At 69.3% G+C, this 22516-nt stretch carries 25 protein-coding genes and 1 tRNA gene; 11 read left to right on the forward strand and 15 right to left on the reverse strand.

The features are described 5' to 3' along the window. Positions 1 to 68 precede the first annotated feature (68 nt). Positions 69 to 443 carry a VOC family protein gene (locus ACYVIO_RS07345; RefSeq protein ID WP_460649891.1) on the reverse strand — a complete coding sequence of 125 codons (375 nt, stop codon included), beginning with the start codon at positions 441 to 443 and terminating at the stop codon, positions 69 to 71. A 25-nt stretch (positions 444 to 468) separates the two neighbouring features. After that, entirely contained in the window at positions 469 to 1041 is a 573-nt protein-coding gene (locus tag ACYVIO_RS07350) for a TetR/AcrR family transcriptional regulator (RefSeq protein WP_460649892.1), read from the reverse strand. 72 nt (positions 1042 to 1113) lie between these two features. Here ACYVIO_RS07350 and ACYVIO_RS07355 point away from each other — a divergent pair, with 72 nt between their 5' ends. Beyond that, positions 1114 to 1527, forward strand: coding sequence for a VOC family protein (locus ACYVIO_RS07355; RefSeq protein WP_460649893.1), 414 nt, complete (start codon positions 1114 to 1116; stop codon positions 1525 to 1527). Positions 1528 to 1542: 15 nt separating this feature from the next. On the opposite strand, the gene ACYVIO_RS07360 is transcribed toward ACYVIO_RS07355, so the two are convergent. From ACYVIO_RS07360 to ACYVIO_RS07375, 4 genes are read right to left on the reverse strand one after another with little or no spacing between them, the layout of a single operon-like run. Further along, the gene (locus tag ACYVIO_RS07360) at positions 1543 to 2520 is read right to left on the reverse strand and encodes an NAD(P)H-quinone oxidoreductase (RefSeq protein ID WP_460649894.1); all 978 of its coding nucleotides are present in this window, start codon (positions 2518 to 2520) and stop codon (positions 1543 to 1545) included. 23 nt (positions 2521 to 2543) lie between these two features. Then, positions 2544 to 3449 carry a phosphotransferase family protein gene (locus tag ACYVIO_RS07365; protein WP_460649895.1) on the reverse strand — a complete coding sequence of 302 codons (906 nt, stop codon included), beginning with the start codon at positions 3447 to 3449 and terminating at the stop codon, positions 2544 to 2546. 39 nt (positions 3450 to 3488) lie between these two features. Then, positions 3489 to 4076, reverse strand: a complete 588-nt coding sequence (gene mobA, locus ACYVIO_RS07370) for a molybdenum cofactor guanylyltransferase (protein WP_460649896.1) — start codon at positions 4074 to 4076, stop codon at positions 3489 to 3491. Beyond that, positions 4076 to 4867, reverse strand: coding sequence for a carbon-nitrogen hydrolase family protein (locus ACYVIO_RS07375; protein ID WP_460649897.1), 792 nt, complete (start codon positions 4865 to 4867; stop codon positions 4076 to 4078). The genes mobA and ACYVIO_RS07375 overlap by 1 nt, the downstream gene beginning before the upstream one ends. A 131-nt stretch (positions 4868 to 4998) precedes the next feature. Between ACYVIO_RS07375 and cobC the strand changes: the two genes are divergently transcribed. The 5 genes from cobC to ACYVIO_RS07400 all read left to right on the forward strand — a co-directional run bounded on the left by cobC (position 4999) and on the right by ACYVIO_RS07400 (position 10717). Continuing rightward, on the forward strand, positions 4999 to 6198 hold the full coding sequence (cobC, locus tag ACYVIO_RS07380; protein WP_460649898.1) for an Rv2231c family pyridoxal phosphate-dependent protein CobC: 1200 nt from the start codon (positions 4999 to 5001) through the stop codon (positions 6196 to 6198). A gap of 127 nt (positions 6199 to 6325) precedes the next feature. Beyond that, positions 6326 to 6877 (forward strand): BatC protein, encoded by a 552-nt coding sequence (locus tag ACYVIO_RS07385; protein ID WP_460649899.1) that lies wholly within the window; start codon positions 6326 to 6328, stop codon positions 6875 to 6877. Then, complete coding sequence (locus ACYVIO_RS07390; RefSeq protein ID WP_460649900.1) at positions 6874 to 8328, forward strand: cupin domain-containing protein; 1455 nt, start codon at positions 6874 to 6876, stop codon at positions 8326 to 8328. The genes ACYVIO_RS07385 and ACYVIO_RS07390 overlap by 4 nt, the downstream gene beginning before the upstream one ends. Beyond that, positions 8325 to 9722: a sucrase ferredoxin gene (locus ACYVIO_RS07395; RefSeq protein ID WP_460649901.1), complete on the forward strand. Its 1398-nt coding sequence runs from the start codon at positions 8325 to 8327 to the stop codon at positions 9720 to 9722. The genes ACYVIO_RS07390 and ACYVIO_RS07395 overlap by 4 nt, the downstream gene beginning before the upstream one ends. A 41-nt stretch (positions 9723 to 9763) precedes the next feature. Beyond that, positions 9764 to 10717: a hypothetical protein gene (locus ACYVIO_RS07400; protein ID WP_460649902.1), complete on the forward strand. Its 954-nt coding sequence runs from the start codon at positions 9764 to 9766 to the stop codon at positions 10715 to 10717. Between the two features lie 259 nt (positions 10718 to 10976). On the opposite strand, the gene ACYVIO_RS07405 is transcribed toward ACYVIO_RS07400, so the two are convergent. The 4 genes from ACYVIO_RS07405 to ACYVIO_RS07420 form a co-directional block, all read right to left on the reverse strand. Further along, on the reverse strand, positions 10977 to 11576 hold the full coding sequence (locus tag ACYVIO_RS07405; RefSeq protein WP_460649903.1) for an O-methyltransferase: 600 nt from the start codon (positions 11574 to 11576) through the stop codon (positions 10977 to 10979). A gap of 138 nt (positions 11577 to 11714) precedes the next feature. After that, positions 11715 to 12347 carry a gamma carbonic anhydrase family protein gene (locus ACYVIO_RS07410; RefSeq protein WP_460649904.1) on the reverse strand — a complete coding sequence of 211 codons (633 nt, stop codon included), beginning with the start codon at positions 12345 to 12347 and terminating at the stop codon, positions 11715 to 11717. Positions 12348 to 12568: 221 nt separating this feature from the next. Then, positions 12569 to 13786, reverse strand: a complete 1218-nt coding sequence (locus ACYVIO_RS07415; RefSeq protein ID WP_460649905.1) for an MFS transporter — start codon at positions 13784 to 13786, stop codon at positions 12569 to 12571. A gap of 61 nt (positions 13787 to 13847) precedes the next feature. Next, on the reverse strand, positions 13848 to 15074 hold the full coding sequence (locus tag ACYVIO_RS07420) for an MFS transporter (RefSeq protein WP_460649906.1): 1227 nt from the start codon (positions 15072 to 15074) through the stop codon (positions 13848 to 13850). 66 nt (positions 15075 to 15140) lie between these two features. Here ACYVIO_RS07420 and ACYVIO_RS07425 point away from each other — a divergent pair. Both ACYVIO_RS07425 and ACYVIO_RS07430 read left to right on the forward strand, forming a co-directional pair. Next, positions 15141 to 15229 (forward strand) — tRNA-Ser (locus ACYVIO_RS07425). Positions 15230 to 15273: 44 nt separating this feature from the next. After that, positions 15274 to 16182: a GNAT family N-acetyltransferase gene (locus ACYVIO_RS07430; protein ID WP_460649907.1), complete on the forward strand. Its 909-nt coding sequence runs from the start codon at positions 15274 to 15276 to the stop codon at positions 16180 to 16182. Here ACYVIO_RS07430 and ACYVIO_RS07435 read toward each other — a convergent pair. Next, complete coding sequence (locus ACYVIO_RS07435) at positions 16164 to 16586, reverse strand: PPOX class F420-dependent oxidoreductase (RefSeq protein WP_460649908.1); 423 nt, start codon at positions 16584 to 16586, stop codon at positions 16164 to 16166. The two genes, ACYVIO_RS07430 and ACYVIO_RS07435, sit on opposite strands and share 19 nt — an antisense overlap. 110 nt (positions 16587 to 16696) lie before the next feature. Here ACYVIO_RS07435 and ACYVIO_RS07440 point away from each other — a divergent pair, with 110 nt between their 5' ends. After that, entirely contained in the window at positions 16697 to 17587 is an 891-nt protein-coding gene (locus ACYVIO_RS07440) for a LysR family transcriptional regulator (protein ID WP_460649909.1), read from the forward strand. A 1-nt stretch (position 17588) separates the two neighbouring features. Here ACYVIO_RS07440 and ACYVIO_RS07445 read toward each other — a convergent pair whose 3' ends face one another. From ACYVIO_RS07445 to trpD, 3 genes are read right to left on the reverse strand one after another with little or no spacing between them, the layout of a single operon-like run. After that, entirely contained in the window at positions 17589 to 18335 is a 747-nt protein-coding gene (locus ACYVIO_RS07445; RefSeq protein WP_460649910.1) for a nuclear transport factor 2 family protein, read from the reverse strand. A 55-nt stretch (positions 18336 to 18390) separates the two neighbouring features. Then, positions 18391 to 19296 (reverse strand): RNA polymerase subunit sigma-70, encoded by a 906-nt coding sequence (locus ACYVIO_RS07450; protein ID WP_460649911.1) that lies wholly within the window; start codon positions 19294 to 19296, stop codon positions 18391 to 18393. Between the two features lie 4 nt (positions 19297 to 19300). Continuing rightward, positions 19301 to 20305, reverse strand: a complete 1005-nt coding sequence (gene trpD / locus ACYVIO_RS07455; RefSeq protein WP_460649912.1) for an anthranilate phosphoribosyltransferase — start codon at positions 20303 to 20305, stop codon at positions 19301 to 19303. Between the two features lie 384 nt (positions 20306 to 20689). Between trpD and ACYVIO_RS07460 the strand changes: the two genes are divergently transcribed. Then, positions 20690 to 20848 (forward strand): hypothetical protein, encoded by a 159-nt coding sequence (locus tag ACYVIO_RS07460; protein WP_460649913.1) that lies wholly within the window; start codon positions 20690 to 20692, stop codon positions 20846 to 20848. Here ACYVIO_RS07460 and ACYVIO_RS07465 read toward each other — a convergent pair. Next, positions 20826 to 21533, reverse strand: coding sequence for a glycoside hydrolase family 16 protein (locus ACYVIO_RS07465; RefSeq protein WP_460649914.1), 708 nt, complete (start codon positions 21531 to 21533; stop codon positions 20826 to 20828). The genes ACYVIO_RS07460 and ACYVIO_RS07465 overlap by 23 nt on opposite strands. 70 nt (positions 21534 to 21603) lie before the next feature. On the opposite strand from ACYVIO_RS07465, the gene sigJ reads away from it, so the two are divergent. Further along, positions 21604 to 22470, forward strand: coding sequence for an RNA polymerase sigma factor SigJ (sigJ, locus tag ACYVIO_RS07470; RefSeq protein ID WP_460649915.1), 867 nt, complete (start codon positions 21604 to 21606; stop codon positions 22468 to 22470). The last annotated feature ends 46 nt before the right edge of the window (positions 22471 to 22516 follow it).

Here is a 22516-nt window from a genome sequence, read left to right on the forward strand (position 1 = left end):
CCCTGACGGTAGCCCTTGGCAACGACAATGAGGGCGAATCCAGACAACGAACCTGTCTCGGCGTGGACTCAGTCCGCGCTGCGTACGAGGTGCGTGATGCCGACCGGGTTGGTGATCCAGTGCCCGTCGCTCCCGTCGGGCAAGGGCTCCAACTCGTCCTGAGCCTCGATCCCGTGGCTCTTCAGGTGCTCCATCGCCGCCGCGACGTCGGGCGTGAAGAGCTCCAGCCACAGATCGGCCCGCGGGTAATTGTCCACCTGATCGAGCCAGAGCGTCACCGGCCCGAACTTCAGTGACGCACACCGCGGTACGGCGTCCACCACGTGGGGCCCGCTCTCGTCGGTGACCTCGAACCCGAGCGCGTCGCGGTAGAACGCGACCGTCCGCTCGAAGTCCGCCTTGGGCACCTTCATCGCAACATTCAGTCCGCCGTGGAAGTCCATGCGGTTGAGTCTATATAAGTCACGGCTAATAGTCACGGGTCAATCGGCGGACCAACTGCTCGACGGTCGCGTCGGCGTCGTACGGATGCCCGATCCCCGGTGTCAGCTGGTCGAGGACCAGTCCGTCGACCGCGAAGTGCAGCAGCCGGACCTCCTCCGCGCCGCCCGGCAGTCCCGCGTTCACGTGGAACGAGACGTCGCCGTCGAACCCCTGGCGCAGCGTCCGCGTCAGGATCTCGTGCAGCTCCGGCCGCCGTGCCGCTTCGAGTCGGAGCTCGAACAGCGCGAGCGGCAACTCCGGTCGGTCGAGCAGCCGCTCGACGATGTACCGCACGTAGTCGACGACCAGCTCGACGGACGGCTCGCGCGCGGCCAGCGGCTCGAGGCGATCCTCGGTGGGCGCGAGGCGCTCGAAGATCCGCTCGCCGAGCGCCCCGAGCAGGGCGTCCCGCGTACGGAAGTAGTTGGACGCCGTACCGGCCGGCAGGCCCGCGGCGGCGTCGACCGCGCGGTGGGTGAGGCCGCGGGCGCCGGCTTCGGCCAGGACGGCGAGGCCGGCGTCGGCGAGCTGGGCGCGGCGTTCCGGATTGCGGGGCATGTTGACAAGGCTAGCAGCTGTCCACTACAACTGTCGTACTCAACCACAACAGCTGTAGTACTAGGAGCGCGTATGCAACCCGCTGTTTTCGCCACCACCGTCGTCACCGCCGAGCCCGCCAAGGTCGCCGCGTTCTACGCGGACTACTTCGACCTGGAGATCACCGTCGATCTCGGCTGGTTCATCTGCCTGCGCCGCGGCGACGCGTCGTGGGAGCTCGCCATCTGCGAGCGCGGTCACGCGACGGTCCCGGCCGCCGTCTCGGCGACCACTGAGAGTTCTAACGTCTTCGGCTTCGTCGTCGACGACGTCGACAAGTTCGCCGCCCGCCTGGTCGAGGGCGGCGTCGAGCTGGCCACCGAGCTCGTCACCGAGCCGTGGGGCCAGCGGCATTTCTTCGTCCGCGACCCCGAGGGCACCTGGCTCGACGTCATCCAGTTCGTCGCCCCCGACCCGGAGTGGCTGGCGGCCAACACTCCGACGTGAGCGGCGCAACGATGGTCAGAGGGTGAGGAGGATCTTGCCGCTCTGCGTCGACTGCTCGAGCTCCTCGTGCGCCTTGACGACCTGCTCCAGCGGGTACGTCGCGTGCACGATCGGCCGGACCTTCTTCGCCTCGACCAGCGGCCAGACGTGCCCGACGACCTCGGCCAGGATCCGGCCCTTGTCCTCGACCGAACGGCTGCGCAGCCCGGCCGCGGTGATCGAGCCGCGCTTGGCCAGCAGGCGGCCCAGATCGATTTCGCCGTTCGCGCCGCCCTGCATGCCGATCACGACGATCCGGCCGTCGTAGGCGAGCGACTTCACGTTGTCGGTCAGGTACTTCGCGCCGATGATGTCGAGGATCACGTCCGCGCCGGCCTTGCCGGTTGCCTCGCGAACGACCGACGCCCACTCGGCTTCCTTGTAGTTGATCGCGACGTCCGCGCCGAGCCGGGTGCAGAACTCCATCTTGTCCGCGCTGCCGACCGTGCACAGCACCCGCGCGCCGTGCGCGACGCCGAGCTGGATTGCCATCGTGCCGATCCCGGACGCGCCGCCGTGCACGAGCAGCGTCTCGCCGTCCTTGAGGTGAGCCTTCATGAAGACGTTGGACCAAACGGTGGCAACGACTTCGGGCAAGGCCGCGGCGCTGACCAAGTCGATGCCCTCAGGCACCGGCATCACCTGCGGCGCCGGTACGACGACCTTCTCGGCGTACCCGCCACCGGCCAGCAGCGCGCAGCACTCGTCGCCGACCGACCAGCCCTCGACCTGCTCGCCGACCGCGCTGATCCGGCCGGACACCTCGAGCCCGATCGTCCCGGGCGCACCGGGCGGCGGGGGATAGTGGCCCTGCCGCTGCAGCAGATCGGCCCGGTTCACCCCGGCCGCGACGACATCGATCACGACCTCGTCGACGTTCGGCGTTGGGTCCTCGATCTGGCCGATCGTCAGGACCTCGACACCACCGGCTCCTTCACACACGACAGCTCGCATAGTCGCCACGGTACTGCGTCGACTCAGCCCGCGACGGTCCGTGTGCCGAGGATCTCGGCGATGTCGCGCGCAATCGAGTCCAGCGGATCGGTGACGCCTATCAACTTGAACCAGTCCCATAGCTCGAGCGCGTGATAGAGCCGGTACGTCGTCGTCCGCTCCTCCCAGTCGGCCGGCAGTTCGCCGTACCCCGCGAGCAGCCCGTCGAGCTTCGCCCGGTCGTCCTTGATCGAGTAGTACTGCGCCTTCGCCAGATCGAGCAGCGGGTCCGCGGCGATCGCGTTCTCCACGTCGATGATCCCGTTCAACTCTGACGTCTCGGGATCGACGAGCAGGTTGCCTTCGTGAAAGTCGTTGTGACACAACACGGGTGAGACGTCGGCCACCACCGGATGCTCCGCGACGTACTCGGTGATCCGCGCGTGCAGCCCCGCATCACCCCCGAGCTCCTCGAACTCCCTCAACTTCTTCGCAAACTGCCGAGCCATGTACTGCTCGTTGTCCGGCAACGGTTCGAGCACCTGGTCCGTCAAGTACCCGTACGCCGGCTGCCGGATCCGATGAATCCGTCCGAGCAACGCACCGGCCTGCTCGTAGATCGTCCTGTAGTCGGCGCCGGTCACCTCCGACAACGGCACCCCGTCCACCTTCGACAACACCGTGAACGCAGACCGCTCACCCGCCGGCTCCACATGAACCACCGAAGGCACCAGCTCCCCAACCACAGGCGCCAGCACCCCGTAGACGTAGACCTCTTTAGCCTGCTTCCAAGCCCACTGAGGCTCGTAAACCTTGACGATCACGGCCTTGCCATCGACCCCCCGAACCTCGAAAACCGCCGACAACCCTCCACCCGACCGAGGCAAGATCTCCGCAATGCCCCACCCCGGCAGGGCAGTCCCGACCATCCCGGCAACGTCATGATCCATCCGGTCACCGTAGGGCGGGCACAGCTGGCAAGCGACTGGTTATTCCGTCGGAGCGGCCGTCGCGGGATCGTCCAAGTCGGCCCACGTGTCAACATCCCGACCGGCCAAGCTCGGTTCGCTCCAGAGCATCCTCAACGGAGCGAACGTCCTCCGCACCGACTGATCCCGCGGATCCCCGACAGCCTCCACCGCCGCCATCAACGCGTCCCGCCGGTACGCCGCCGCAAGTGGTTGCTCTCGGCCCCCAATATCCCGCAACCCGTGCCCGTCGTACTCGCCGAGCCCACCAACCAGCCCCGCAACATCACCCGCCGTCAACCACGGCAGATCACACGAAACCAGCAGCACCACCGGCGCTACGCCAAACCCCAATCCCGCCGCAACCCCCGCCACAGGCCCACCCGCCGGCGGATCCTCCTGCGTCCAACCAACCACCCGGTACGTCGCCCGCTCCGGCCCGACCACCACCGTCGACACCGCCGATTCAGTTGCCCTCAGCACCCGATCGAGCAGCGAAATCCCTTCCAGCACAAGCGTCGCCTTGTCCACCCCACCAAAGCGCCGAGAAGCCCCGCCCGCCAGCACCACCACGTCGTACGCCGTACCAACCACCCCCGCAGCACCCATCAGCGCGGCGTCACCGTGAACCGCCGGTTCGCCAGCGAAGGATTCCGCTTCCGCACCTCCGCCAACCGCTCACCCGAGATCTCCGCGACAGCAAACCCATCCGCCTCACCCACCGCCGCCACCGCGACGCCTTGCGGATCGATCACCTGGCTCAACCCCGAGTACTTCCGCCCGTTCTGCGCCGCCGACGCCACGTACACCGTGTTCTCGATCGCCCGCGCCGTCAGCAGCGTCGACCAGTGGTGCTCCTTCAACGGCCCCCGCACCCACGCGGCCGGTACGACGAGCACGTCCGCCCCCGCATCCACCAACGCCCGCGACAACTCAGGGAACCGCAGGTCGTAGCACGTCATCAACCCGAACTTCCGGTCCCCGATCTTCACCACCACCGGCGCCACATCACCCGGCGTCAACTGGTCCGACTCCTTGTACCCAAAGGCGTCGTACAGGTGGATCTTCCGATAAGCCCCCAGCAGCTCACCGTCCGCACCGACCGCGAGCAACGTGTTGTACGGCCGCCGCTCGTCACAACTCCGCTCGAACATCCCGGCAACGATCGCCGTCCCGTGCTCGATCGCGCACTTGCGCAACGTACTGACGAACTCCCCGTCCAACGCCTCCGCCAACGGCCCCACCGACCCGCCCTCGACCGCGAAGTCGGCCATCATCGCCTCAGGCAGCACCACCACCTCAGGCCCCGCCGCGGCAGCCTCCGCCACCCACCGAACCACAGCCTCCCGATTGGCAGCCTTGTCATCGGAACTAGCGCCCTGCACCACGGCGATCTTCATACCTCCATGGTGCCGCATCCACCACTACCGCGCGGGGCCCTGCCGCTCGCCGCCCCGCCTCCCCGGACCTACAGCGCCCGCACCGTGGGCAGGCACCAAGGCAAAGAAGCCAGCCGGGTTAGCCTCCTCACGTGGCTGTGGACGGATTCGACCTGGACCATCACGGAGACCTCGAAGTCGGCGACGGGCTGGTGGATCTCGCCGTCAACGTGCGCACCGGCACGCCACCCCCGTGGCTCCTCGAGGAGATCACCGCCAGCCTCACCGACCTCGCCGCCTATCCGCGCGCCGACGCCGCGACCGCCGCCGTTGCCGCGCGCCATCACTGCGACCCCGACCAGATCCTCCTCACCGCCGGCGCCGCCGAGGCCTTCGTACTGATAGCCCGAGCCTTCCGCCCCCGCCACCCGGTCGTCGTACACCCCCAGTTCACCGAGCCCGAATCAGCCCTCCGCTCCGCAGGCCACCTCGTCGACCGCGTCATCCTCAAACCAGAAGACGGCTTCACCCTCGACCCGCAAGCCATCCCCGCCGACGCCGACCTGGTCGTCATCGGCAACCCAACAAACCCCACGTCGGTCCTCCACCCCGCCGACACCCTCCGCGAACTGGCCCGCCCCGAACGCATCCTCGTCATCGACGAAGCCTTCATGGACGCCGTCCCCGGCGAACCAGACTCCCTAGCCGGCGCCCAAATCCCAGGCCTGGTCGTCATCCGCAGCCTCACCAAAACCTGGGGCCTGGCGGGCCTACGCGTCGGGTACGTCGTAGCAGCCCCACCCCTCATCGAGCAGCTAGCCGCAGTCCAGCCGCACTGGCCCCTCTCCACCCCCGCCCTGGCCGCCGCCATCGCCTGCAGCACCCCTCAAGCCACAGCCGAGGCCCTCCAAGCAGCCCAAGCCTTCGACACCCAACGCACCCACCTCCTCACCGGCCTAACCACCCCGCCGTACGCCGCCACCCCTATCTCGCCGTACGACGGCCGCCCGGCCCAAGCCCCCAGCCCGGCCCCGACCTCGCCGTACGACGACAGCGGGGCCCCCGCCTCGCCCGACGCTGCCAGCCCCGCCCCGGTCTCGCCGTACGCCGCCAGCCCGGCCCCGACCTCCACCCACCGCCCGGTCCGCGCCTACGGCATCCCCCGCGCCCCCTTCGTCCTCGTCCACGTCGACGGCGCCGACCAGCTCCGCGAGCAGCTCCGCCAGCGCGGCTTCGCCGTCCGCCGAGGCGACACCTTCCCCGGACTCGGCCCCGACTGGCTCCGCATCGCCGTACGCCCGGAGCCCGTCACCGACGCGTTCCTCAAGGTCTGGTGGGACCTGCTCGGCTGAGCCCTTCCGCCGCTCCGGCAGATCGCCGTAGAACTGACGGGAGCTTGTGATCCGCCCAGGGGTTTAGCCCCGATCTACTTTGCGCACAGGGTGGGCACCGCAAGTCCCCCTCGAAAGGAGCAGCATCATGGGTCTGAACGATGACGACATGACCACCTCGTCCGGCGACGGTGAAGGTCTGGCTGACGGGGGCGCGACCCCTGGTGCGCACGACGGCGGCGCGGACGGTGGTGCCGACAGCGGCGCCGGTACGGAAGGCAACGACACCACTGCCGGTGGCGGCGGCTACGGCGAGGCCGAAGGCCCCGCTGACGGCGGCGCGACCCCCGGTGCGACCGACGGTGGCGCAGGCGGCGGCGGTGGCTACGGCGACGCCGAGGGACCGGCTGACGGCGGGGCAACGCCCGGTGCGACCGATGGTGGTGCCGACGGCGGCGCGGAGGGCCCCGCGGACGGCGGCGCGTCACCGGGTACGAGTGACGGCGGTGCCGATGGTGGCGCCGGTTCGGAAGGGCCCGCGGACGGTGGTGCCTCGCCTGGTGTCAGCGACGGCGGCGCCGACGGAGGAGCTGACAGCGGCGCCGGCGGCGGCGAAGGTCCGGCAGACGGCGGAGCCGATGCCAACGCGACCGACGGCGGCGCGGACGGCGGTGCCGGCGGTAACTCCGGAAGTTGGTGAGCGCCGTGCCGGAGACCGGGCCGCTGCCGGACGGCCGCCCGGCTCTCCGGCGCTGCGTCGCCGGAGATCCAGAGGAGTTCGCCACCAACTACTGGGGCCGCCGAGCCCTGCTCTCCCCAGCAGCCGACCTGGCCCCGAGTGCCCGGCCGTCTGACGCCGCTCTCGCCCCTGGCGAGCTATCCGGCGCGGGCCTCGGCCCAAGCGAGCGGTCTGGCGCGGGCCGCGGCGCGGGCGAACGGCCGTCCGACGACGACCAATCAGGCGCATGGCGTGACGCAGGCCAGTCAGCCGACCAGCAGGCCCCGGCCGGCTTCGCCGACCTGTTCAGCCTCGCAGCCGTCGACGAACTGCTCTCCCGTCGAGGACTCCGTACGCCGTTCCTCCGCGTCGCCAAGAACGGCTCGGTGGTCGGCGACAGCCAGTTCACCGGCCCCGGCGGGGTCGGCGCCGAGATCGGCGACCAGATCCGCGACGACAAGGTCGCCGCGCTCTTCGCCGGCGGCCACACCGTCGTACTGCAAGCCCTGCACCGCACGTGGCCCGCACTGGTCGACTTCTCCACGCAGCTGGCATCCGAAGCCGGCCACCCGGTCCAGATCAACGCGTACATCACTCCAGCCGAGTCCCAAGGCTTCTCGGCCCACTACGACGTCCACGACGTGTTCGTCCTGCAGGTAGCCGGCGAGAAGCACTGGACCGTCCACGAGCCAGTACACCTCGACCCGCTCCGCAACCAGCCCTGGACCGACCACTCCAAGGCCGTAGCCGAAGCAGCCCGAGACCAGCAGCCGGTAGTAGACGCCGTACTGCACCCAGGCGACGCCCTCTACGTCCCCCGAGGCTTCCTCCACTCAGCCAAGGCACTGGGCGGCGTCAGCGCCCACCTCACCATCGGCCTCCACACCATGACCCGCTACCTCCTCATCCAGGAGCTAGCCGCCCTGGCCGCCAACGAGGTGGACCTCCGCACAGCCCTCCCCCTCGGCTTCAACCCAGGGGACCCAGCCCAGCTAGCCCCCGAACTGGAGAAGGTCGTAGCCCTCTTCGCCGACCACCTCCACACCGCCAGCGCCGACGACCTAGCCGCCCGCCTGCGCCGCCGCACCTGGTCCGGCAACCGCCCAGCCCCACTAGCCCCGCTGGCCCACGCCCAAGCCACAGCCGACCTGAAACTAGGTACGACCCTCCGCCTACGCCAAGGCCTAAACCACCACCTGGTCCCCGGCGCCATCCCCGCCCAGCCCGATGCGGCCGCCGGCAGTCAGCCAGTCCGCCTGCACCTCCCCGACCGCACCATCACCTTCCCCGCCGAGACAGCCACAGCCCTGGCAGCAGCCCTCACCGGTACGCCGTTCGCGGTCGGCGACCTCCCCGACCTTCCCCCCGAGGACCAGTTGGTCCTCGCCCGCCGCCTCATGACAGAAGCCGTGCTCGTCGCGAGCCCTACATGACCCAACCCCCGGGCGACCCCATCGCCCCCGCCCCACCTCCGAGTCCGACCGCCCCTCCGCGGTCGGACTCGAACTTCGTCCCCCCACCCCGCTACCGCCCCGAAACCGGCTGCGCCGCCTCAGCCGACCACCGCGGCGACCCCCTCTTCGCCACAGCCCCACCCGCCGAACGCTGGCTCCTCATAGAACTCAACGCCCCCTGGCCCCGCAACGCCCTAACCGCCTTACGCCGCTCACCCTCCAACACCCGTACGCCGCAAGCCAACCTTCCCCGCACCGCACCCGACGCCAGCCCTCTGCAAGCTGACCTCGGCAGTTCCACCACCGACCTCCGTACGCCGGAAGCCGACCCCCGCCGTACCGCGCCCGACGCCGGACCGCCGCAAGCCGACCTCGGCATTCCCACCGCAGACGGCCGCACGCCGCAACACGAGCTCCGCCGTACTGACCCCGCCTCTCGCACCACCCCGCAAGCCGCACCCACCAACTCGCCAGACACTCTCCCCACCGAGATCGCCCAACTCTGCGCCCAACTCCGCTGCCGTCCAGTCCTCATCCGCCGCCACGGCCGCTCACCCGCCGGCACTCCCCGCCGCTGGTTCCTCGTCGACTCGCGTCCCGGCCACGAGTCCATCCGTACCGGCGAACTCCCCACCGACGAACACCTCCTAGCCGTCCTCTCCGGCGCAGACCCCGGCACGCTGACGACCGACCCGATCTACCTCGTCTGCACCCACGGCCGCCACGACGCCTGCTGCGCAGTCCGCGGACGCCCAGCCGCCGCAGCCCTCACCGCCGCCTACCCCGACCGAACCTGGGAATGCAGCCACATCGGCGGCGACCGCTTCGCCGCCAACCTGGTCTTCCTCCCGCACAGCCTCTTCTACGGCCACGTCCCCGCCGACCAAGCCGTCGCTATCGCCCAGTCCTACAACGAGGGAACCATCACCCCCACCTACTACCGAGGCTCCGGCGCCCACCCACCCCCAGTCCAAGCCGCCCAACACTTCGCCCGAACAACCGGCCAATCCCTAGCCGTCAACGCCCTCCACCCCACATCCATCACCCAACCAGCCCCAAACCACTGGTCCGTAACCCTCTCCACCTCAGACAACGACGGCCCGACGCCGGACCCCACTCCGGCGCACCGACCTGCAGACCCTGAATCAGGCACCGCAGCGGGCTCCCCTGCGGGTAACTCCGCTCGGGCGGGCCCTACCGCGGGCGAGTCCGCGTCACCTGATGTCCCAAGCCCCAGCCCAAGCATCACCGTCGAGGTCCGGGCCGACCTGATCACCGTGGACGGTCAGATGACCTGTGCCGCCCAACCTCCAGGCCAGGTCCGCCAGTTCACCTTGACCGCGCCCATCAGCACCCCACCGGACGGCCCGTAAACCACCTCACCTTCGGCGCCGCACCCTGACATCATCAGCCCGTGCCATTGCCCTACGTGTACAAGGTGACGAAGTACGACCCGACCCACTGGAACGACCAAGGCCGGTACGTCGGTCCCGAGGACGAGATGAGCGACCACGGACCGAAGGAGGCCGCGTACCTCGCGGCAGTACTCGCCTTCGCGGAGGACAGCGGTGTCACCGAGCTCAGCATCCGCGAGCCCGGAGTCACCGGGCCTGTGAACTTCGGTCTCGAGGCACCGATCGACGGGCACGGGCTGGCCGGCCTGTTCGCGTCGGATCTGAGCGACTACTACGACGGCGCAGTCGTGCCGGTCGACATCGCCGTCGAGCTCGTTCGCGTGATGCTGCGAGAAAATGGCGCTTGGTGTCAGCTCGAGGTCGAAGGGCGGTTTGCGGTCGACATCGGGTACGACCAGTACCTGTACGTCGGCAGCAACCTCCCGTGCGAACGGGCGGTCGCTACGGCGAGCAGTCTCGGCCTGTTCCCGGTCCGGCTGGAACGTTCGCCGTACGACGACGAAGGCGACGAGGAACCAGGACCTCCAGCCGACACAGCGTTCTGGGCGACGGTCGCCGACCTCGCCACCGGCCACGGCACGATCCTGCTCGAAGAGACCCCGGTTCGGAACCTGTCGCGCTGGCATCGGCTCACCCGAGCGCAGTGCCGCGGCTCGGCAGGACCGTTCGAAGGCCTTCAGGTCAGACCACGCGCAATGCTCAGCGTCTGGCCCGAGCTCTCACCCGATGTCGACGCCGTCCGAGCAAGCATCGAAGACCACTGCCAAATCGTCTGGGAGAACCGAACCGGCGAGATCCAGAGCGCGATGTTCTACGACCCGGGGGATTTTCCCCACGACGTAGTCGCCGCAGCCGTCATCCCTATCACCCTCGACGAGTACAACCCGCTGCTCGAAGGAGTCCTCCCCGACCCCGACGGCGTCCTCCGCGCCCGGTGGTCCCTCAAAGGCTGACCAACACCTGCCGCCTCGCTGCGGCGCAACGTTCCAGCCTCTGCCGCTCGATGAGCGGGGGAGGGAAGAGCAATCCGCCAGCCGTCTGCCGTGCGCCGAGTAGCCCATACGCCGCTCGCCGTGCGCCGAATGGCGAGCAACGCCTGCTCGTCCGCCAGCTGAGGCACGACACCGACACCGACTGAAGCGCCTGCCTCGTCGGCCGAATACAACAGTTCGCCCTGCAAACCTCGACCTCACAGGCCGCAGGACCGTGCTCCTAGGCAGGTCGTCGGGTGGCGATGATGGTTGAGAGGTCTGGGGCCAGGCGTACCTCCGTGGCGAGGAGGGCTGGGTGGTTGAGCCAGCTGAGTCGGGCGTGGTCGGGCTCGCCCTCGTGCATCGGTGGCCACTCGTGCAGCGGGGTGAAGTCGTCGATGACGACCGAGCCGCCGGGGCGCAACAGTTCTTCGGGGTCGGCGGCTGGGCCCTTCTTGCCGTTGCCGCCGCCGTCGACCACCAGCAGGTCGAACGGACCTTGCTCGCCGATCAGCGTCCAGTCTCCATGGACGACCTCGACGTCAGGTACTCCCGCGAACAGGCGAGCCACTCGCTCGGCTCGAACGGCATCCTGCTCGACGCTCACTACCCGTACGCCGGGCTGACGCCCGCTGACGAGCCAAGCAAGACCAACGCCGCAGCCCGTTCCGGTCTCGCCGATGCTGTTCACCGCTCCCGAAGCCAGGGCCGTCAGCAGGCGGCCCTGTTCGACTCGGCAGGACGAGGGGAAGTCCAACTCCTCGGCCAGCTCGACTGCTGCGGTGACAAGAGCAGGCAGCGGTCCGGCATCGCGGTAGCTGCTGGTTCCAGAGACAGACACCCCGCAAACCTAGTCCCGACGCGAAGCGCAGCAGACCAAGGCAGACAGCGTCAGCTCGGCAACGCAGCAATCATTGGCCAGACAGGCAACCACCAGGCAGGCAATCACCAGCCGTGCAGCAATCCACCGCACGTATAGCTAGGTGCTTGGTGAGTCCTCGATCAATCGATCCTCCTGGTGGGAGCCGTAGTACTCGGACTGGCGCGCCATGATGTCGCGCATCGGCGTCCCCCGCGGTACGCCGTACACCGTCCCGGGGAAGTCCAGCGGTTCCTGGACAGCCCACAGTTCCTCGTGGCGGTCGGGGGAGAAGAGCTCGGCGGGGTCTCCAGCCGCGATCCAGCCGATCGGCAGGACCGTGCCGGGCTCGAGGCGGGAGTTGACGTGGAGCACGCTGTTGATCCGGAGCTCGGAGCCGGCGCCTGCTACCGAACCGGGGAACAGCGCGGCGCCCGTGGCGAGGAAGACCTCGTCCTCGATCGTGGCGCCGTTCACGTGGCTGTGCGGTCCGATCAGTACCGCGTCGCCGATCAGCGCGGGATGGTCGGCCCGGCCGCGGACCAGGGCGTTCTCCATCACCACACAGTTCGTCCCGAGCCGGACCTCGCCGTTCTCCGCGGTCAGGACCGCGCCGTGCAGCACCCGGCAGCCTTCTCCGAGCACGACCGCACCGCACAGGACCGCCGACGGCGCGACGTACGCCGACTCCGGCACGACCGGTCTCCGGCCGCGATGTTCGAGCAGCATGAACTGTCCCCTCTCGTCGTCCACCACCTTCCCGCGTCAGCCTGCACTGTCGAAAGCTCTCCAACGCCCGGGGTCCTCACATCCCCGGGCGGCCATCGCCGTACCGGCCGTCCACGTCGATGGTGGGAGGTTCGGCCGCTCGGACGAAGGTCTGGGTTGGAAAGAGGTACCGCGCGCTGTACGGAAAACATTAGAACACCTGTTCGAAGCAGCGCAAGAAAACCTGACGCCTCAATCGGATGCGATCAGGTACGCCGTACGGACAACTGCGGGTACGTGCGATCGAGCACGAACAGCACACCCGCCACGCCCAGCGCGAGCCCGGCGATCGCCAGCCAGGGCACCGCATGACCGCGGACGAAGAGTTGAGCGAAGAAGACCGGGACCAGCACGCTGGCGAAGGTGAAGGAGTACTGCCAGTACGACAGGTACTTGCCCCGGCCGCGCTCGGGAGACACGGCCGCAGCCAGTGCGTTCCCCGTCGCCGCATGCAGCACGTCCCCGGCAGCGAAGAACACCGTCGCCAGGATCAGCCCGGGCACCACCAGACCGGTCGGGATGTGGAGCAGCGCAGCCATCAGCAGTCCCCAGACCGCCCAGAGCAGCCCGGCCAGGATCATCACCCGCATCTTCCGGTGCTTCTCCGTGTGCCGCACCACCAGCGTCTGGCCGGTGGCCAGCACCACCGAGATCGCCGCCAGCAGTACGCCGACCAGCCACCCCGGAGCGGGCAGCGCTTCGGTGACGTAGACCGGCAGCCCGACGCCGATCATCATCGTGCAGAGCGCGAGCACCGTGTTCGCTCCGATGAGCATCAGGAACACCTTGTCCTTGCGCAGCTGCGGTGCCGGACCGGTGTCCTCCACCGCGCGAGCGGCGTGGTCCGGGTGGATCCACAGCATCAGTACGCCGGCCGTGAAGAAGCTCACCGCGTTGAACGCGATCGCGAACAGGAACGGCGCGTCCCCGTCGAAGGTCAGCAGCGCGCCCGCGACCAGTGCGCCCAGCCCGAAGCCGGCGGACTGCATCATCCCGCCCAAGCCGAACCAGCGGTCGCGCTCGCCAGCGTCGGCGACGTCCGACAGCAGGCTGAAGATGGACGACCAGAACATCCGCTGGCCGGTTGTGCTCACCAGCGCGCAGACGAACAGCAGCCAGGTCGAGCGGCCGAAGAAGAAGCCGACGAAGGCCAGCCCCTGCGCGACCTGCGCGGCGATCACGAGGTTGCGCGGTCCGATCCGGTCGATCACCAGCCCGACCGCGGCAGGCGCAGCGACCGAGAACAGCGTCGCCACGGTGAGCAGCACCCCCGCCGTACCGAGTGGAATGTCGGCAACCCGGACGAAGAACAGCAACATCAACGGCCCGGCACAACCTCCGCCGAACGAGTCGATGGCCAGTCCAGCTAGGAGGGGGACGCGGCCGCGCACGTTGGGCAGGCCGAGGGACGTGGCTGTAGGCATGAGGAAGCACTCCGATCTCGGCCGCCGAGCCTAACAACCCGCGCCGCGCCCCTCCACGGCTTTAATCCGGGCGCACCGAGACGTGCCGCAGCGGCCGCCAGACGGCGGCAGTCGTCACGACCATGCCGGCGAACGCCACGACGAACGGCGTCACCAGACCGAACTGCTGTGCCACCACGCCGCCCAGCAGCGACCCGAGTGCGGCGCCGCCCACCGACGCCAGCAGGTAGACACTGTTCACCCGCCCGAGCAGAGCGTCCGGAGTGGCCAGCTGCCGTGCCGTGGTCGACACGATGCCCCACACCACTGCGTGGACGCCGAAGACAGCCAACGTCGTACCGGCTACCCAGGGGTTGTGAGTCAGTGCCAGCGCCAGGTGGACCGCTGTCTCGATCAGCAGGCCGGCCCGGAGCAGCGTCAGGCTGCCGAACCGCGGCTCCAGCCAGTGGTACACCGGCATGCCCGCCAGCCCGCCGACTGCTCCAGCGGTGACCAGTAGCCCGAACTGCGCGTCACTGAGCCCGAGTTGCTCCCTGGCGTACAGGACCCAGGTCGCGAACGCCGCGCAGAAGGTGATGTTCATGACCAGGATGGCCAACGCCAGCGTGCGGACGCCGGAGTGGTTCCAGAGCCAGTGCACGCCCTCACGGACGTCAGTCCACAGCGGCGTACGAGGTGAGCCGCCGCCTGCGTCTCGCCGTACGGAGACCCGTGAGATCAGCACCGCAGCCACGCAGTACGCCGCTGCGTCGACTGCCAGCGGTAGCCCAGCGCCGGCGGCGAACAGGAGCGCACCGATCGGAGGCCCGCCCAGCTGGTTCAGCGCGATGCTTGAAGCGAACAGTCGGGCGTTCGCCTTACCCAGCTGGGCTTTGGGCACAGCAGACACCAGCAGCGCGCTGCTGGCGTTGTCAGCCAGCGTCTCCGCCGTACCGAGCAGGAAGAGCGTCACGTACACGGCCCACAGCGGTGAAGTCCCCAGGAGCACGGCAGCGGCCAGTGCCCCGAGCACTACAGCCCGTACGACGTCAGCAACGACCACCATCACCCGCCGGTCGAGCCGGTCGGCCAGTGCCCCGCTGAACAGCGCAAACAGCAGCCAGGGTGCCTGCTGCACGAACGCCGCGGCCCCTACCGCAAACGGCTCACCCGAGATGGACGCCACCAGCAGCGGCCCAGCCGCCAGCAGCACCCCGTCCCCAAGGTTGGAGACCGCTGCCGCCGGCCAGATCCGCCCGAAGTCCCGGCCCAGCTCCGCCGGCAACACCACGGCCCGCACTGAACGCACCTGACACCTCCCCACCGTCCACCCGCTATCCTCGACCCTCGGCGGGTCCGTACTGCGCACCTGCCTGGAGGGTTCGCATAGTGGCCGAGTGCGCTGGTCTTGAAAACCGGTATGGCGGGTGACCGTCATCGTGGGTTCGAATCCCACACCCTCCGCAAAATGCTGAGCGGTCTCCGGTGGACTGCGGCAAGCTGAGGGTATGGAGATCCGGACGGCGGTCAGTGACGCCGACTACGAGGACTGGCGTGCGGTGCGGATCGCGATCATGCCGTACGAGCGGTGTCCTACTGTCGCCGAGTTGCGGGATCTCGATCGGCCGGGGCGGCTGTTGCTGTTGGCGGAGATCGACGGTGAGGTGGTCGGCAGTGGGCTGGGGGATCGGACGGGTGATGGTGAGCGGGCGGGGCTGACCGCGCGGGTTCGGCGGGAGTTTCGTCGGCGTGGTGTGGGGACTGAGTTGCTGCGGGTGCTTGCTGAGCATGCTGTTGCCCAGGGCTACGACAGTGCGCGGGGCAGTGTCGACGACGAGGAGTCGCGGCTGTTCGCGGAGCGGTTCGGGTTTGTGGAGACGGATCGGCAGGTCGAGCAGTTGCGGCCGATCGGGGATGAGCCGCGACCGGCGCAGCCGGCGTCGTACGAGATCGTCTCGGTGGCCGAGCGCCCGGAGCTCTGGACGGCGGCGTACGAGCAGGTCGCGCTGCCGACGTTCCCGGACATGGACCTGCCGGTCCCGCTGAAGGTTTCGGCGTCCGACTGGGCGACGGAGTGGATCAACGACCCGGCCGCGATGTTCATGGCGGTCGCTGGTGGCGAGGTGATCGGCGTGGCGGGGCTGATGCTCGACTCCGATCGGCCGGAGCGGGCCGAGGTCGCCTACACCGCCGTACGCCGGGAGTGGCGCGGCCAGTCGGTCGCAGCGACGCTCAAGCGCACCAGCATGGCCTGGGCCGCCGAGCACGGGATCACGGAGATCTACACCTGGACCCAGCGCGGCAACGATGCGATGCGCCGCCTCAACGAACACCTCGGCTTCACGTACGGGATCACCAGCATCACCATGCGCGCCCCACTGCCGCTGACCGAAGGGCTTCAGCCGAGCCCGGAGTAGGCGATGACGTTGGTGATGCCGATGCGCACGGCCGTGAAGCCTTCCTGGACGAAGGATTCGGCGATCGCCTCCGCGGGCTGCGACGGGTAGTAGCGGGCGGCGATGCCCTCGGCGACGTGGCTGATCTGGTCCGGGTCGGCCGAGACGAGGGCCTGTCCTTCGAGGGTCACGAAGCCGTACGGCTGCTGCTCGTCGCTGATGCAGACGGCAATGCGTTGGTCGCGAGCCAGGCTCTTGCCTTTGACGCTTCCCGGCGACAGAGCGAAGGCGAGTTCGTCGCCGTCGAGCACGAAGCAGACCGGCGTGACATGGGGGCGGCCGTCGGCCCGGGTGAGGGCCACGTGGGCGAGCCTGGTCCCCGCTGCGACGAAGGATCGCCACTCGGTGTCGGTCATGGTTGCCATCGGCAGGTTCCTCTCGTACGGGCTGTTGTCACCGACGCTAGGCGCCTCGGCGTATCGAGAAAAGCGATGGTTTGCGATCGATTCGATCGCCATAAGCGATACCGTGAACCATGGTCGAACTGCGGCACCTGAGGGCGATGGCAGCGGTCGCCGAAGAAGGGACGTTCGGACGGGCGGCCGCCCGCCTCGGCTACACGCAGTCCTCGGTGAGCCAGCAGATCGCCGCGCTGGAGCGGGCTCTCGGCGGCGCCGTCTTCGAGCGCCCAGGCGGCCCCAGGGCCGTGCGGCTCACGCCGCTCGGCGAGGTGGTCCTCGCCCACGGCCGCGAACTGCTGGCGAAGTCGGACGCGCTGACCGACGCCGTCGACCGCTTCCGGGCGGGCAGCGGCCGGATCGACATCGGCACCTTCCAGAGCGTGTCCAACCTGATCCTGCCGGCCGTCGTACGGCAACTGCTCGACGAGCATCCCGGCTGCGACATCAGGCTGTCCGAGGTGGAACCGGAGGACCCGAAGATCGGCGATCTCGACCTCCTGTTCCACGACGGCCGGGTCGACGGCGAGGTCGAGCACGTCAAGCTGCTCGACGAGCCGTACCTCCTCGTGGCCGCCGCCGGCACCTTCCCCACCGGCCCCGTCCGCGTGAAGCAGCTCGACGACGCCCCGATGGTCGCCTGGCCTCCGACGTACCACCAACTCTGGCTGGAGCGAACGCTCGCCGAGTACGGCGCCCAGCCCCGCATCGTCTTCCGAACCGCCGGCCACGAAACCATCCTGTCGATGGTCCGCGCCGGCATCGGCTCGGCCGTCCTCCCCTGGCTGGCCCTCCACGGAACCGACGCCGCGTCCGACGACCGGCTCACCCTCCACCCGCTCCAGCCGTCCCCCACCCGCGAAATGCGCCTCCACTGGCCGGCCCGCACCCAGTCACCCCTGGCAACCCGAGCCATCGCGATCGCCGTCGCGGCCGCCAACGACCTGGCCCAGCAGATGCCTCAGTAGGTCACTGGGGGAACGACAGGTGCTGGTGGATCAGTTGCCAGCCGTCCGAAGCGTGCCGGAAGACTCGGGTGGCGCGAGACTTGATCTCGCGGCCGTCCGCAGTAACGTGATCGATGCCCCAGGCAACGGCTAAGTTGTCGCGGGCAACGATTGTGTGGTCGGGGGTCGTGAAGGCCGCGGGAGTCTCGAGGCCTGCGGCACAAACCTCGCGGACGGCCTCGCGGCCGACGTACTCCAAAGGGCCTGCGTGCTCGTAGGAAACGACGTCGGGAGCGATGTCGGCCATCAAACCGTCCAGATCGCGGGCGGTGGTTTTGGCGGTCCAGCTGTCGAGGATCGAGCGGACGGCGGACTCGCCGACGGGGGACGGGATCTCGTCGTGGGGGAACGAGTGGTGCTCGTGCGTCACGGTCCAGCGGCCGTCGAGCTTGCGCAGACCGAGGGTGAGGCGGAGGCGCCGCCCGGCGGCCTCGTCGGGCATCCCGCATTTCAGCAGCGCGACGGCGAAGGCGACGTCGGTGCCCTCGGTGATGTCCAGCGACGTGAGCTCGAAGGACGCGCCGGAGGCCTGCCACTTGAAGAAGTCGGGCCACGTTTCCTCGTACGCCGTCAGCCCACGCACACCCTCGTACGGCGGGGGCACGTCGAACATCACGATGTCGTCGGCATGGTCGGCCAGCACGGTCGCCAGGTCGCCGGTGTGCACCGCGGCGACCCAGCGCTCGATCAGTTCACGGATCTCGTCCATCTCGGGTCCTCTCGCAAAGGGTTGTCACCACTACAACCCCACGCGGCCCCGAAACTCATCGCTCGAGCTCACCCGGCAGCCCGTACGCCGGGAAGTCGGCCTCCAGGAACGACACCACCGACGCGATCTCCGCGCCGCGCAGCGTGACCACGTCCAGCCCGCTCGGCACGAACCGCCCGTCGACCAGCCGGTACGTCGCGAACGCCAGCTGCCCGTTCGCCCGCGCCGGCAGGAACCGCCACTCCTCGGCGAGCGGCCCGTCCACCAGGAACCCGCGGATCCCGGCGCGCCCCGTGAAGAACTCCGGCAGCGGCGGCATCGAGTACTTCGCGTCCTCCGTCAGCATCACCACGATCGCGTCGACGTCCCGCGCCTCCCAGGCCGCCATGTACCGCCGTACTACGTCGCGCTGGCCGTCCTCGCCGAGCGCCGCCAGCACCTCCTGCTGCGTCGACTCGGTGCCGACGACCAGCCGCGCCCGCTGCAGCGCACTGTTGACCGCGGCGACCGTGGTGTCGAGCAGCTCGGCCACCTCCCGAGCTGCAAAGGCCAGTACGTCGCGCAGCAGCAGCACTGCTCGCTGCAGCGGAGACAACTGCTGCAGCGACGCGACGAACGCCAGCTCCACGCGCTCCAGGGCCACAACACGCTCCGACGGGTCCAGCGCCGCAGTCCACGCCAGCCGATGCTCCGGCAGGGCCTCCAGGACTGCATCGCCCGCTGGCAGGTCTCTGCTGCTTCGCCGCGAGATCAGCGTCAGGCACCGGTTGGTAGCGATCTTGTAGAGCCACGGCCGCAGCCCACCGCGGTCCTCGAACCGGTCCATCGCGTTCCACGCGCGCAGCAGCGTCTCCTGGACCGCGTCCTCGGCGTCGTGGTCCGAGCCGAGCATGCGGTAGCAGTGCGCGTGCAGCTCGCCGCGCAGTGGGCCGACGAGCTGACCGAACGCTTCCTCATCCACCAGGTCAGGCTAAGCCGACCCAGCGGTCCAGCGTCGCCGCAGCCGCTCCGGAGTCGAGCGCTGCAGCGCACTGCTCCAGACAGCCCTCCAGCGAGGGCCGGTCAGGCAGAGTGCTGAGTGCAGCCGCCGCATTGAGCAGAACGACGTCCCGCACGGCGCCACGCTCGCCGGCCAGCACCCGCCGTACGACGGCCACTGGGTCCGGTGATTGCAGGTCCGCAGGCAAGGCCAGCGGCAGGCCAAGGGACCTCGGATCGAAGACGTCAGACCGCACCGCACCGTGCCGGACGGTCAGCACCCGCGACGGCCCGGTAGTGGTCAGCTTGTCGAGCCCGTCCGAGCCCCGCACCACCAGCACCGAGCAGTCCCGCTCCGCCAGGACCGACGCGACCACCGGAAGCATCCGCTCGTCGGAGACGCCCACTAGCCCGTACGCAGGGGCGGCTGGGTTGATCAGCGGCCCGAGCACGTTGAACGCCGTCGGCACGGCCAGCTCACGGCGTACGGCCCCCACGCGCTGCAGCGCCGGGTTGTAGAGCGGCGCGTGCAGGAAGGCGATCCCAGCTCGGCGAACCGACTCAACGGCGGACAGGTCGAGCGGGACACCCAGCGCCTCCACCAGGTCCGCGGAGCCGCCAGTAGTCGACGAGGCGGCCCGACCGCCGTGCTTGACCACGGTTGCTCCGGTAGCGGCGACCACGAGCGAGGCCATCGTGGAGATGTTCACGGCGCCGGACCGGTCGCCACCAGTGCCGACGATGTCGATCAGCGGGCCTTCAACCAGCACGGGCCTAGCGGACGAGCGCAGCACCGAGGCCAGCCCGGCGATCTCCGCCGGCGTCTCGCCCTTGGCCCGCAGCGCGACCAGGAAGCCCGCGACCTGGGCGGAGGTCGCCGTACCGGCCACCACACCGTCCATGGCCCAGGCAGCGTCGTCCGGCGTCAGGTCGTGGCCGGTGAGCAGGTCCGTGATCAGACCGGACCAGGTACGTCGGGCAGTGAGTGCCATGAGCTTCCTCGGTGGGTGCGGGGTCGTCCCGACGAGGAGAAACACGAACGGCCGCCTCGATCGAGACGGCCGGTGAGCGCGCAGCAGAAGGGGCCGTCTAGGAGACGGGCCACCAGCTGCTCAGGCGCGCGGACATGCTCAGACTGTAGCAACCAGGCGCTCGCCCAGCTCTCACAGGCGGCTCGCGTTGCCCGGGTCCAGGGCGCTACACCGCCGCCAAAGAGCGGCGGGCGCTCAGCAGCTACGGCCGCCTCGCCGCAGTCCTCGAAGTACCGCCCGCCGACTTCGGCCACAGCAGCGAACACAGACGTCGCCGCACCCTGCTGCACCGTCTTGCGGCGTTCCACTGGTGTCTGCAGCCCACCGGTGTGCTGCTGCAGGTTGGTGGCGATCGCACCGGGGTGCACGGCGTTCGCCCGGATCCCGGTCGCGCTGCCCGGCACAGAAGGCCAGGTGCTGATCACCTACCACGCTGTCCCCGGAACGCCGTCCCACGAGAAGCTGGAGCTCCTGGCCCACCTCAGCGAACGTAGTCCACGGTGAAGCTGGGTACGTGCTGGTCGTCCGACCACTCCGGGAAGTCGAACACCGCCAGCATCAGCTGCATCGGGTAGGCCGGAGGCCCGGCGCACCGTCGTACGGACTGGCCGTCGACGAAGAACTCGGCCTGCTCGGCGGTCCACTCGACGGCGTACGTGTGGAACTCGGCCACGTCGATCGGTAGCCGGACAGTCGTGAAGTCCTCGGGCACCGACGGGTCCCGGAAGCTGTGCAGGCCACAGCCGACCGCGGCGGAGCCTGGTTCGAGTGCGTTGCCGAAGACCTCCATCACGCAGATCTCCGCGCAGCGCTCCGGCTGGTCCTCCAGCCCGACCATCCACAACGACACCATCGACCGCGGTGACAGCTCTGCCCGAGCGCGCAGCTCGATACGGGCAGGAGCCGCAGGAGTCCAACCCCAGAAGGGCTCCTGCTCCTCCCGGACCAGCTGGCCGTCCCGGAACGGTTGCTGGCCGACCGTACTGCCGACTGGCCCCGAGTAGTTGCCGGACTGGATGCCGGACACCCGCAGCGGCGGCTGGTGGTCGTCGGCGCACCAGAGGCCCTGCTCCGGTGGGATGAACAGCCGCAAGCAGGAGCCGTCCTGCTCGTAGGTGGCTGCTGAGGCTTCGCGAGAGCTCCAGTGCGGCAGGTAGTACGGCGACCACACGCTGGTGTCGAGCTCCATCGACCCATTGTCACGCAGGTCACGGACCGCTGGCCAGGCCGGTGAGACGGTACGGCGGGAGAATGGGACGGTGGATCACCAGGACGACCTAGCCCACCAGTTCGAGCAGAACCGCGGCCATCTGCGCGCCGTGGCCTACCGGATGCTCGGCTCGGTCAGTGAGGCCGAGGACGCGGTCCAAGAGGCCTGGCTGCGGCTGAGCCGGTCGGACGTGAGTGAGGTGGCCAACCTGACCGGCTGGCTCACCACGGTGGTCTCCCGGGTCTGCCTGGACCTGCTGCGGTCGCGCAAGTCGCGGCGGGAGGACCCGATCGACACCTGGGTCCCGGACCCGGTCGTGAGCCGGCTGGACCCGGAGGAGGAGGTCCTGCAGGCCGACGCGGTCGGACTGGCCATGCTCGTCGTACTGGAGGCCCTGTCGCCGGCCGAGCGCATCGCCTTCGTGCTGCACGACCTGTTCGCGGTGAGCTTCGACGAGATCGGGCTGATCCTGGACAAGAGCTCGGCAGCGACCCGGCAGCTCGCCAGCCGGGCGCGTCGGCGGGTCCAGGGGGCGCCGACCGGTGACGGTGACGTCGGTCGGCAGCGCGCGGCGATCGACGCGTTCCTCGTCGCGTCGCGGACCGGCGACTTCGAGGCGCTGCTCGCCGTACTGGATCCGAACGTCGTACTGCGGGCCGACGCCGGCCGGGTCCCTGCGGACGCCCTCGCATCGTCCCGCTTCGTCCAAGGTGCGAAGGCCGTCGTCGAGCAGGCGCTGCTGTTCGCGCGGATGGCGCCGTACACGCAGGTCGCGACGGTCAACGGCGTGCCCGGCGTGATCACGGTGATGAACGGCGAGCTGTTCGGCGTGATGGCCGTCGAGGTCCGCGACGGCCGCATCGTCGAGATCAACATCCTCGCCGACGCCGAGCGGTTGCAGACCCTGCCGAAATAGTTCTCCCGAGCATGTCGATTTCGCGCGCTCTCGCTCGACTTACCTG

Source organism: Kribbella endophytica (assembly GCF_054781295.1).

Excerpts from the sequence above, each read along its gene's own strand:
- ACYVIO_RS07355 (WP_460649893.1), top strand. The coding sequence starts at position 1,114 with ATGCAACCCGCTGTTTTCGCCACCACCGTCGTCACCGCCGAGCCCGCC.
- mobA (WP_460649896.1), bottom strand. The coding sequence starts at position 4,076 with ATGGGTGCTGCGGGGGTGGTTGGTACGGCGTACGACGTGGTGGTGCTG.
- ACYVIO_RS07375 (WP_460649897.1), bottom strand. The coding sequence starts at position 4,867 with ATGAAGATCGCCGTGGTGCAGGGCGCTAGTTCCGATGACAAGGCTGCC.
- ACYVIO_RS07445 (WP_460649910.1), bottom strand. The coding sequence starts at position 18,335 with ATGGACGAGATCCGTGAACTGATCGAGCGCTGGGTCGCCGCGGTGCAC.
- ACYVIO_RS07395 (WP_460649901.1), top strand. The coding sequence starts at position 8,325 with ATGACCCAACCCCCGGGCGACCCCATCGCCCCCGCCCCACCTCCGAGT.
- ACYVIO_RS07435 (WP_460649908.1), bottom strand. The coding sequence starts at position 16,586 with ATGGCAACCATGACCGACACCGAGTGGCGATCCTTCGTCGCAGCGGGG.
- ACYVIO_RS07440 (WP_460649909.1), top strand. The coding sequence starts at position 16,697 with ATGGTCGAACTGCGGCACCTGAGGGCGATGGCAGCGGTCGCCGAAGAA.
- ACYVIO_RS07360 (WP_460649894.1), bottom strand. The coding sequence starts at position 2,520 with ATGCGAGCTGTCGTGTGTGAAGGAGCCGGTGGTGTCGAGGTCCTGACG.
- ACYVIO_RS07365 (WP_460649895.1), bottom strand. The coding sequence starts at position 3,449 with ATGGATCATGACGTTGCCGGGATGGTCGGGACTGCCCTGCCGGGGTGG.
- ACYVIO_RS07345 (WP_460649891.1), bottom strand. The coding sequence starts at position 443 with ATGGACTTCCACGGCGGACTGAATGTTGCGATGAAGGTGCCCAAGGCG.
- ACYVIO_RS07385 (WP_460649899.1), top strand. The coding sequence starts at position 6,326 with ATGGGTCTGAACGATGACGACATGACCACCTCGTCCGGCGACGGTGAA.
- ACYVIO_RS07350 (WP_460649892.1), bottom strand. The coding sequence starts at position 1,041 with ATGCCCCGCAATCCGGAACGCCGCGCCCAGCTCGCCGACGCCGGCCTC.
- ACYVIO_RS07465 (WP_460649914.1), bottom strand. The coding sequence starts at position 21,533 with ATGGAGCTCGACACCAGCGTGTGGTCGCCGTACTACCTGCCGCACTGG.
- ACYVIO_RS07430 (WP_460649907.1), top strand. The coding sequence starts at position 15,274 with ATGGAGATCCGGACGGCGGTCAGTGACGCCGACTACGAGGACTGGCGT.
- ACYVIO_RS07415 (WP_460649905.1), bottom strand. The coding sequence starts at position 13,786 with ATGCCTACAGCCACGTCCCTCGGCCTGCCCAACGTGCGCGGCCGCGTC.
- trpD (WP_460649912.1), bottom strand. The coding sequence starts at position 20,305 with ATGGCACTCACTGCCCGACGTACCTGGTCCGGTCTGATCACGGACCTG.